General features: G+C 72.8%; 9 protein-coding genes. 8 read left to right on the top strand and 1 reads right to left on the bottom strand.

The features are described from left to right. The first annotated feature begins 171 nt into the window (after nucleotides 1-171). From ACZ7C5_RS01465 to ACZ7C5_RS01430, 8 genes are all read left to right on the top strand, one after another. Nucleotides 172-315, top strand: coding sequence for a hypothetical protein (locus tag ACZ7C5_RS01465; protein WP_401081142.1), 144 nt, complete (start codon nucleotides 172-174; stop codon nucleotides 313-315). Nucleotides 316-349: 34 nt separating this feature from the next. Further along, entirely contained in the window at nucleotides 350-2,263 is a 1,914-nt protein-coding gene (locus ACZ7C5_RS01460; protein WP_401081139.1) for a phage tail tape measure protein, read from the top strand. Between the two features lie 13 nt (nucleotides 2,264-2,276). Beyond that, complete coding sequence (locus ACZ7C5_RS01455) at nucleotides 2,277-5,015, top strand: hypothetical protein (protein WP_401081136.1); 2,739 nt, start codon at nucleotides 2,277-2,279, stop codon at nucleotides 5,013-5,015. A gap of 4 nt (nucleotides 5,016-5,019) precedes the next feature. After that, a complete protein-coding gene (locus tag ACZ7C5_RS01450; RefSeq protein WP_401081133.1) occupies nucleotides 5,020-6,246 on the top strand; it encodes a poly-gamma-glutamate hydrolase family protein in 1,227 nt (408 codons plus the stop codon). Nucleotides 6,247-6,257: 11 nt separating this feature from the next. Further along, nucleotides 6,258-6,764 carry a hypothetical protein gene (locus ACZ7C5_RS01445; RefSeq protein WP_401081130.1) on the top strand — a complete coding sequence of 169 codons (507 nt, stop codon included), beginning with the start codon at nucleotides 6,258-6,260 and terminating at the stop codon, nucleotides 6,762-6,764. A 149-nt stretch (nucleotides 6,765-6,913) separates the two neighbouring features. After that, the gene (locus tag ACZ7C5_RS01440; protein ID WP_401081127.1) at nucleotides 6,914-8,029 is read left to right on the top strand and encodes a peptidoglycan-binding protein; all 1,116 of its coding nucleotides are present in this window, start codon (nucleotides 6,914-6,916) and stop codon (nucleotides 8,027-8,029) included. A 9-nt stretch (nucleotides 8,030-8,038) separates the two neighbouring features. Then, nucleotides 8,039-8,269, top strand: a complete 231-nt coding sequence (locus ACZ7C5_RS01435; protein WP_401081124.1) for a hypothetical protein — start codon at nucleotides 8,039-8,041, stop codon at nucleotides 8,267-8,269. Continuing rightward, entirely contained in the window at nucleotides 8,266-8,613 is a 348-nt protein-coding gene (locus tag ACZ7C5_RS01430; protein WP_401081121.1) for a hypothetical protein, read from the top strand. Before ACZ7C5_RS01435 ends, ACZ7C5_RS01430 begins: the two co-directional genes overlap by 4 nt. A gap of 54 nt (nucleotides 8,614-8,667) precedes the next feature. Here the strand turns inward: ACZ7C5_RS01430 and ACZ7C5_RS01425 are convergent, their stop codons facing one another. Continuing rightward, nucleotides 8,668-9,165, bottom strand: coding sequence for a hypothetical protein (locus ACZ7C5_RS01425; RefSeq protein ID WP_401081118.1), 498 nt, complete (start codon nucleotides 9,163-9,165; stop codon nucleotides 8,668-8,670).

Genomic DNA, 9,165 nt, shown 5'->3' with positions numbered 1-9,165 from the left:
CTCCGACACGTCGCTCGTGTTCAACCTGATCGCCAAGGACAAGGCATCGGCCGTCCTGGGCCAGATGAAGGAGAAGCTCGCGACCGCGGCGGCCGTCCTCGCCCAGCTCGACCGGGAGATCGCCGAGGCCTACGAGGAGCCCGAGGGAAAAGTCCTGCCGCCGATCGCCGGATGAGGCGGATCGGCGACGCCGCGCACCTCCTGGGGATCCGCCCGTGGGAGTGGCAGCTGATGACCGTCGAGGACACCGACCGGGTCCACGCCTGGCTGGACTCCTACGAGCAGCAGATCAACGAGGCCCGCGCACAGCGGTAGCCACGCAGCGATGAACACGAGGGGGTGATCCACCTTGGCCTCCGACACGTCGCTCGTGTTCAACCTGATCGCCAAGGACAAGGCATCGGCCGTCCTGGGCCAGATGAAGGAGAAGCTCGCGACCGCGGCGGCCGGGATCTCCGCCGGCGTCGCCGGGGCACTCGGCAAGGGCGTCGTCGACTCCCTCGACATGGGCGCCGCCTCCGACAAACTGGCCGCCCAGCTCGGCGTCGGCGCAGAACGCGCCGCCGAACTCTCGAAGACGTCCGCCGCCGTCTACAAGAAGGCCTGGGGCGAGAGCACCAGCGACGTCAACGACGCGATCAAGGGCGTCACCCAGAACATCGGCGGCGACGCGGCCAGCGCCGGCCTGGAGCGCATCACCACCAAAGCGATGGCGCTGGCCAAAGTCTTCGACGTGGACGTCGCCGGATCCACTGCCGCCGCCGGGCAGTTCATGCGCACCGGCCTCGTCAAGGACGCCGACGAGGCGTTCGACATCATCGTCAAGGCGATGCAGTCCGGGGTCGACAAGAGCGGCGACCTGATCGACACCGTCGGCGAGTACGCCACGCAGTTCCGACAGCTCGGCCTGGACGGAGCAGCCGCGACCGGCCTGCTCGCCCAAGGGCTTCGGGCGGGCGCCCGCGACGCCGACGGCGTGGCCGACGCCCTCAAGGAATTCGTGTTGATCGCCCAGGCCGGCGAGACCAAGACCCTGGACGCATTCAAGAAGATCGGTCTCAACGGAACGGAGATGCAGAGGGTCTTCGTCGAGGGCGGCCCCAAGGCGGCGGCTTCGATCGACCAGGTCTTCGACCGGCTGCGGGCGATGAAGGACCCCGTCGAACGGAACGCGACCGCCGTCGCCCTGTTCGGGACGAAGAGCGAGGACACGCAGAAAGCCCTGATGGCTCTCGATCCGTCCAGTGCGACGGCGGCGCTGGGCGACGTCGCCGGGGCCGCCGACCAGATGGCCCGGACCGTCTCCGACAACCCGGCCGCGGCTCTGGAGCGCTTCAAGCGCGAGACGATGCTCAAACTTGCCGACGTCGGCGGCCAGTTGGTGCAGTTCGGCACGGAGCACGCGTCCTGGGTGCAGCCCCTCGCGATCTCCCTGGGCGTGGTCGCCGGGGCCATCCTGCTCGTCCAGGGCGCCACGATGGTCTGGGCCGCCGCACAGGGCATCTGGACCGGCATCCAGACCGTGGCCACCGCCGCACAGTGGGCCTGGAACGCCGCGCTCGCGGCCAACCCGATCACGCTGGTGATCATTGCCGTCGTGGCCCTGGTCGCCGCCGTCGTCCTGCTCTGGCAGCGCTCCGAGCAGTTCCGCGACATCGTCACCGGCTGCTGGGACGCCGTCTGGGGCAAGATCAGCGGCGTCTGGAACTGGATCGGCAACAACTGGCCCCTGATCCTGGGGATCCTGGTGTCGCCGTTCACCTCGGCGGTGTCCTGGATCGGCCGCCACTGGGACACTCTGCGCGCCGGTGCCAGCTCGGCGTTCGACTTCATCGCCGGCCTTCCGGGCCGCATCGTCTCTGGCTTCTCCAGCCTCGCCGAGACCATCATGAGCCCCTTCCGCAGCGCCTTCAACGCGGTCGCCCGGTTCTGGAACAACACCGTCGGCCGGCTCAGTTTCACCGCACCCGACTGGATCCCGTACTTCGGCGGCAAAGGTTTCTCCATGCCGACGATCCCCATGCTCGCCCAGGGCGGCCACATCACCGGCTCGGGCACCGTCCTCGTCGGCGAGGCCGGACCCGAGCTGCTGTCCCTGCCCGGCGGCGCCACCGTCACCCCGCTCTCCCGCGCCAGCGGCGGGGGAGTCGTCGAGGTTCGCATCATCCTCGACACCGCCGGCGCCGACTCCGACATGCAGCGCCTCATGCGCCGGATCACCCGCGTGGCCGGGCAGGGCAACGTCCAGACCGCTTTCACGTAGAAAGGGGGGCCGCGTGGCCTTCCCGACCACCCCGCTCGCCGTCCGCGTCGAACTCCAACTCGCCGGCGCGTGGAGCGACATCACCCCGGACGTGCGCCTGGGCGAACGCATCCACATCGAACGCGGCCGCCACGACGAAGGCTCCCGCGCGGACCCCGCCACCTGCACCATGACCCTCGACAACAGGGGCGGCCGCTACTCCCCCCGCAACGCCGCGGGGGCCCTGTACGGGCTGATCGGGCGCAACACCCCGATCCGGGTCCGCGTGCCCAGGCTGAGCAGCTACCTCGACGTCCCCGCCGCGGCCGGCGCCCGCGCCACAACCCCCGACGACCCGGCCCTGCGCATCACCGGCGACCTCGACATCCGTGTCGAGCTGGAGCAGCGCACCGTCCTCACGGACGACGCCCACCACCAGATCATCAGCCGCTACCTGACCGCCGGCGACCAGCGATCCTGGGTCCTGTACATCATCAACGGCTACCCGGGCCTGAACTGGAGCCCGGACGGCACCGTGGGCGCCGTCCGGGCCGCGGTCGCCACCGCTCCCGTCCAGCCGACGCCGGACGGCCGCATCGCCGTCCGGGTCACCCTCGATGTCGACGACGGCACGGGCGGCCACACCGCCACGTTCTGGAGCGCCCCCTCTCTGTCCGGCCCGTGGACCCAGCTCGGCGGCCCCGTCACCAACACCGGCACCACCTCCGTCCACCCCGGCACCGCAACCCTCGACATCGGTGACCAGCCCCAGCTCAGCCTCCGCGCCGCGCCGATGCGCGTCCTGCGCGCCGAAATCCGGGGCGGCATCGGCGGGCCGCCGGTCGCGGCGCCCGACTTCACCGTCCAGCCCCCCGGAACCGTCGCGTTCACCGACCCCGCCGGCAGGACCTGGACCACCACTGGCGGCGCCACCATCACCGACCTCACCGACCGGTTCACCGGCGAAGTCTCCTCCTGGACACCGCGACGCGACGTCTCCGGCAAAGACCTCGTCGTCCACCTCCAGGCCGCGGGCCCCGCGCGACGACTCGGCCAGGGAGCGGCGCCGCTCCAGTCCACACTTCGCCGCTCCATCCCCACCGGCCTGCCGCTGGCGTACTGGCCCATGGAGGACGAGCGCGGCGCCACCCAGTCCGCCAGCCCGATCCCCGGCGTCGGACCACTGGACACCACCGGCCTCGACTACGGGGCGAACACCGACCTCACCGGATCGGCGCCCCTGCCCACGGTGCGCGCCGGAGCCCGCCTGCACGGCACCGTCCCGCCGCCGGCCATACCGCCGACCACATGGCGGGTGCACCTCCTCTACCAGCTCGACACCTTCCCCACCACCACGTCACGGCTGCTCGCATGGTCCAGCACCGGCACCGTGCGCACGTGGGTGCTCGACGCCGGCGCGCTCGACGGCACCGTCGTGCACTTCTACGGGCTGGACGCCGACGGCGGCACGGTGTTCGACTCCCTCACCGTGCCCGTGCAGTTCACGGGCCCCGGATGGCACCAGCTGTTCGTGACCGCGTTCCAGACCGGTTCCTCCGTCACCTGGAACCTCGTCTGGTACCCGGTCGGAGGCACCGACTCCACCAGCTCCGGCTCGTACCCCGGCACGCTCGGCACACCGACGCAGATCGACGCCCAGATCGGCGACGCACTGGCCGGCATGTCCCTCGGGCACCTGGCAGTTTTCGACACCACGGCCGACGTCTACAACCACGCGGACAACGGGTACGAGGGCGACCGGCCCAGCCAACGGATCGAGCGGCTGTGCGCTGAGGAGGGCGTGCCGGTGCAGCTCCGGGGCGACATCGACTCCGAAGTCGCCATGGGACCCCAGCGCCCCGGCGCGCTGCTCGCCCTCCTCCAGGAAGCGGCCGACAGCGACGGCGGCGTACTGGCCGAGCGCCTGGACGCGCTCTCACTCTGGTACCGGGCCGGCCACACCGCCTACAACCAGCCGCCGAAGCTCCTCCTGGACTACGCGGGCGGCGACGTCGCACCGCCGCTGGAGCCCGCCGACGACGACCAGGCCGTGCGCAACGACATCACCGTCACCCGCGCCGGCGGGTCCAGCGCACGGGCACTCGACACGACCAGCAGCATGGGCACCCAGCCCCCGCCCGCCGGCGTCGGCCGCTACGACGAGGGCGTCACCCGCTCCCTGTGGCGCGACGCCCAGCTGCCCGACATCGCCGGATGGCTCCTGCACCTCGGCACCTGGGACGGCACGCGGTTCCCCCAGGTCCATCTCGACCTCGCGGCCTCCCCCCGACTGATCCCCGCCGTCCTCGCCCTCGACCTGCGCGACCGGATCGACATCACCGGCATGCCGCCCGAGGACGGCCCCACCACCGTCGCCCTGCTCTTCGAGGGCTACAGCGAGAACATCGGCGTGTACGACTGGGACATCACCGCCAACTGCGCGCCCGCCGGGCCCTGGCAGGTCGCCGTCCTGGCCGACCCCGACCAGGGCCGCGCCGACACCGCTGGCACCCGGCTCGCCGCGGCCGCCACCCCGACCGCGACACTGCTGCTCCTGACCACCACGACGGGCCCGGCCTGGACCACCGACCTCGTCGACCTGCCGCTCGACCTGGCCGTCGCTGGCGAACACGTCCGCGTCCTGGACCTGATCGGCGCCCGCGGCGACCGCTTCGAACGCGCCGTCACCGGCGGCTGGGGCACCGCCACCTCGGGCCAGGCCTGGACCACCACCGGCGGCACCGCCGCCGACTACGCCGTCCAAGGAGGCTGACGACGTGGCCGACACCTACCCGAGCTTCGCCGCGCTGGCGGCCGCCGAGCCCGAAGGGACGGCATGGACCCGTACCGCCGCCGTTCCGGCCGGCGCCCGGTGGGCTGCCATCGCCATCCACGGCGGGTCGATCGAGGGCGGCTCCGGAGAAGTCGCCCGCGCCGTGTCCGCCGGTGGCACGACGATGGCGTACTACGAGTTCGCCGGCATCAAGCCGACCGGGAACAGCACCCTGCACCTCACGAGCACCGTGTTCGACGAGCCGCAGGGCCTGGCCGTCGTCGCCGCTGCCCGCCGCTGCCTGTCCGTTCACGGCTACAGCGGCACCCCGGGCCTGGCCGAGACCGCGATCGGCGGCCTGGACACCGTCCTCGTCGACCGCCTCACCCGCACCCTGGGCGCCGCCGGATTCCGCGTCACCACCGCCCCCTCCGAGATCTCCGGCACCGACCCGGCCAACCTCTGCAACCGCACGAGCACGGCAGCCGGCGTGCAGCTGGAGATGAGCGCAGCCCTCCGGGCGAACTTCTTCCCCGGCGGCGTCAACACCCGGACCGTACGCGACTCCGGGGCGCGCACCGATGCCTTCCGCCGGTACGTCTCCGCGATCCGGGCCGCGCTGCTCGGCCGCGGCCTCGTCTCCATGGGCTCCATCAACGTCTCCCGCTACACCCTGCTGCCCGCCCCGGGCCCGGACGTCGACCTCCGCGCCACCGTCGCCACCGACAAACTCGCCACCGGCGGGCCGCAGTTCGTCGCCCTCACCGCCCGCTACCAGGACGGCAGCAACATGTACCTGGCCCGGCTGGAGTTCGGGACCGCCCAGGAAGTCATCCTGACCCTCCGCAAACGGCTGGCCGGGACGGAGACGCTGCTCCAGCAGTACACCACCACCCTCACCCACGCGCCCGCCCGCCGGTTCGGCCTGCGCCTCCAGGCCGTGGGCAGCACGCTGCGCGCCCGGACCTGGCTCGACGGCACCACGGAACCCTCGGCCTGGCAGGCCGAGGCCACCGACACCTCGCTCACGACCGCCGGACAGATCGGCACCCGCAGCATCCTCTCCACCACGTCCACGACACCGCTGCCCGTCACCGCCGCGTGGGGCGACTTCACCACCCTCGGGCCCGCCCAGACCGCCGTCGTCACCCGCTCCGTCAACGGCGTCATCAAGGCGCTGCCCGCCGGCGCCGACGTCCGGCTCCGGCAACCCGCCGTCACCGCACTCTGAGGAGACCACTCGTGCCCTACCCCCCGTGGGCCGCCGGCCAGCGCATCCTCGGTGCCCAGCTCGCCGCGATCTCACCGCTCGACGTCGCCAAGACCCTGGACACCACCCGGGCCACCAGCACGACCCTGCTGCCCGACCCGCACCTGTCCATCCCGCTCGAAGCCGGCGCCACGTACCTTCTGGACGGCGCGTTGTACTACGCGGGCGAGTACAACCAGGGCGGGCTGAAACTCGACTGGACGACGCCGTCCGGCACGGCGATGCGCTGGTCCCTCGCCGCGCCGGCCACCGGCGGCCAGGCCGCCTACGCCTCCCACAGCTCCATCCCCGGCCAGCCCCTCAGCTGCGGCACCTACGGCGTCGGCGGACCCAACACCCTGACGTCCTGCCAGCTGACCGCGCGCATCGTCACCGTCGCCGCCGGACCGCTCACCCTCCTCTGGGCACAAGCCGCCTCCTACGCCACCCCCACCACGCTCACCGCCCTCTCCTGGCTCCGCCTGCAACGCACCTCCTGAACGGACACAGGCCCCGCACCGCAGGATTTCCCGTCACCGGGCCCGAGCTCCGCCCCCGAGACGGGAAATCCTGCGGTGCGGGGCCTGACCTGACATCGATCCGCCCCGGCGCCATCGGCCCGGGGCTTTCCCATTCCCTGGAGGCACCCATGCAGTTCGTCCCCCGCGCCGACTGGGGCGCGCAACCGTCGAAGTACAAGCTCGTCGCGATCGCGGGCACCGACGGCGTGAAAATCCACTACGAGGGCACCGAAGTCCCGCCCGCGCTCGCGGACGACCACGAGCGGTGCGCACCCCGGATGCGCGCCCTCCAGGCCAGCCACCTGGCCGACACCACCGAGGACTACTCCGACATCGCCTACAACGCCGTCGTCTGCCCACACGGCTTCCTCTACGAGGGCCGTGGCGCGCACCGGCGCACCGGCGCCAACGGCAACCCCATCCTGAACGGCCGCCACTACGCGGTGTGCGCCATGCTCGGCAGCAAGGGACTGACCGAGCCCAGCGCGGCGCAGCTCGGCGGCCTGCGGGACGCGATCGAGTGGCTGCGGGCCGAGGGCGGCGCGGGGGCGGAGATCCTCGGGCATCGGGACGGCTACGCCACATCGTGCCCGGGCGGGCCGCTGTACGCGTGGGTGCGGGCCGGCGCCCCGCGGCCGGACGGCAGCGGCCCGGCGCCGCAGCCCACCCCCGCGCCGACGCCGGCCGAGGACGTCCCGGCCCGCTACCAGGTGGTCGTCGGCGGCCTGGCATACGGGTACGGGGCGGTCGGTGACCAGGTCACCGCGGTCGGCCGGGCGCTGGTCGACCGCGGCTTCGGCGGGCACTACCAGCAGGGTCCCGGTCCGACGTGGACCGACGCCGACACCCTCAACTACGCCGAGTTCCAGCGCAGCCTCGGCTACCAGGGCACCGACGCCGACGGCGTGCCCGGCCCGCACAGCCTGCGGGAGCTGCTCGGCACCCTGCCCGGCGGCCGCGCGGTCTCGCTCGCGCACGTCGTCGCCGCGGCGCGCACCGACCCCGGCGCCGACCAGGGCCACCGCACCTACGGCGACGAGGTCCAGGCCGTCGAGCAGGCGCTGGCGAACGAGGGCCTGCTCGAACGGCAGTGGGTGGACGGCTCGTTCGGCACCCGCACCGTGACCGCGTACGCCGCCTGGCAGCGCCGCTGCGGCTACACCGGAGCCGACGCCGACGGCACCCCCGGCCACACCACCCTCTCCCGCCTCGGCGAGACCCACCACTTCAGCGTCACCGACTAGGAGATCCGCATGACCACGTCCCGCGCGTACTGGCTCGACGTCGCCGAGCGCACCGGCGCCACCGCCGCCGAGGCCGGCCTGGCCTACGCCATCACCGAGGCGAGCAGCCTCTCCGCATGGTGGGTGCCGGTCCTCATACCGCTGCTCGCCGCCGCCAAGAGCGCGGCCGCGCGCTTCGTCGGCCGGAAGGGCTCGGCGAGCCTGCTCCCGGCCGGCGCCGACCCGGCGAGCCGCCCGTGACCGAGACCGGCGTCTCCGCCGTCGACACCGCCGTCCTGTGGTCGGCGGTCGCCGTCGCCCTCGCCGCGGCGGTCGGCCTCGCCTGGCGGGTCCTCCGCAGCGCCGCCCGCTTCGCCGCCCGGGTGGACGAGATCGCCGACGACTGGGCCGGAACGCCCGAACGTCCCGGCGTCCCGGCCCGTCTCGGGGTCATGGCACGCCTCGACCAGTTCGACCACCGCCTCGACGGCATCGACGGCCGCCTCGACACCGTGGAACACGAGTTGCACCCCAACTCGGGGTCCTCGCTGCGCGATGCCGTCGATCGCGTCGACCGCCGTACCGCCCACCTCGACACCACGTAACAGCGCCCCCGCCCCGGCTCCGGCCCGGGCGGGGGCGCCTTCCTGCGTCCCGGCTCAGTACGTCGGGCAGATGTGCTTGCGGACGACCTCAAGGATCCGCTTCGACTTCTCGGGCCCGAAGCCCTCCGGGTGATTCGGCCCCGTGAACCGCTTGCCCGTGAGGTCGATCAGCTTTGCCTGATCGTTGGGCGACTGGGCAACGGACGAGCACTGGTTGCGACCACGGTCCACGGTCCGGTCGATCTTGTTGTTCACGATCTCCGGGTCGATGGCCGTCAACGCCGCGATGTAGGCCGCGACCACCGCGGCGTCCGGGGACGGCGGCGGCCCGGACGGCGTCGCACCTGTGGGTGCAGGCGCTGCCGGTTTCGCGGCGTCAGCCGGCGCCTGGGGCACAGTAGGCGCTGATTCTGCCGGGGTCTGCGGAGCGGCGGCCGCGCTGCTCGGTGCCGCGGCCGCCCCCTTCGAGCTGGTGGTCGAGCTTGAGCAGGCGGCCGAGCCGACAGCGAGCAGCACGGCAACGGCGGCCGCGGCAGTGGTACGGGTGCGCAT

The organism is Kitasatospora sp. NPDC036993, from assembly GCF_055607525.1.
The sequence above is the reverse complement of the archived record's forward strand: the minus strand, read 5'-3'. Positions and strand labels throughout refer to the sequence as shown.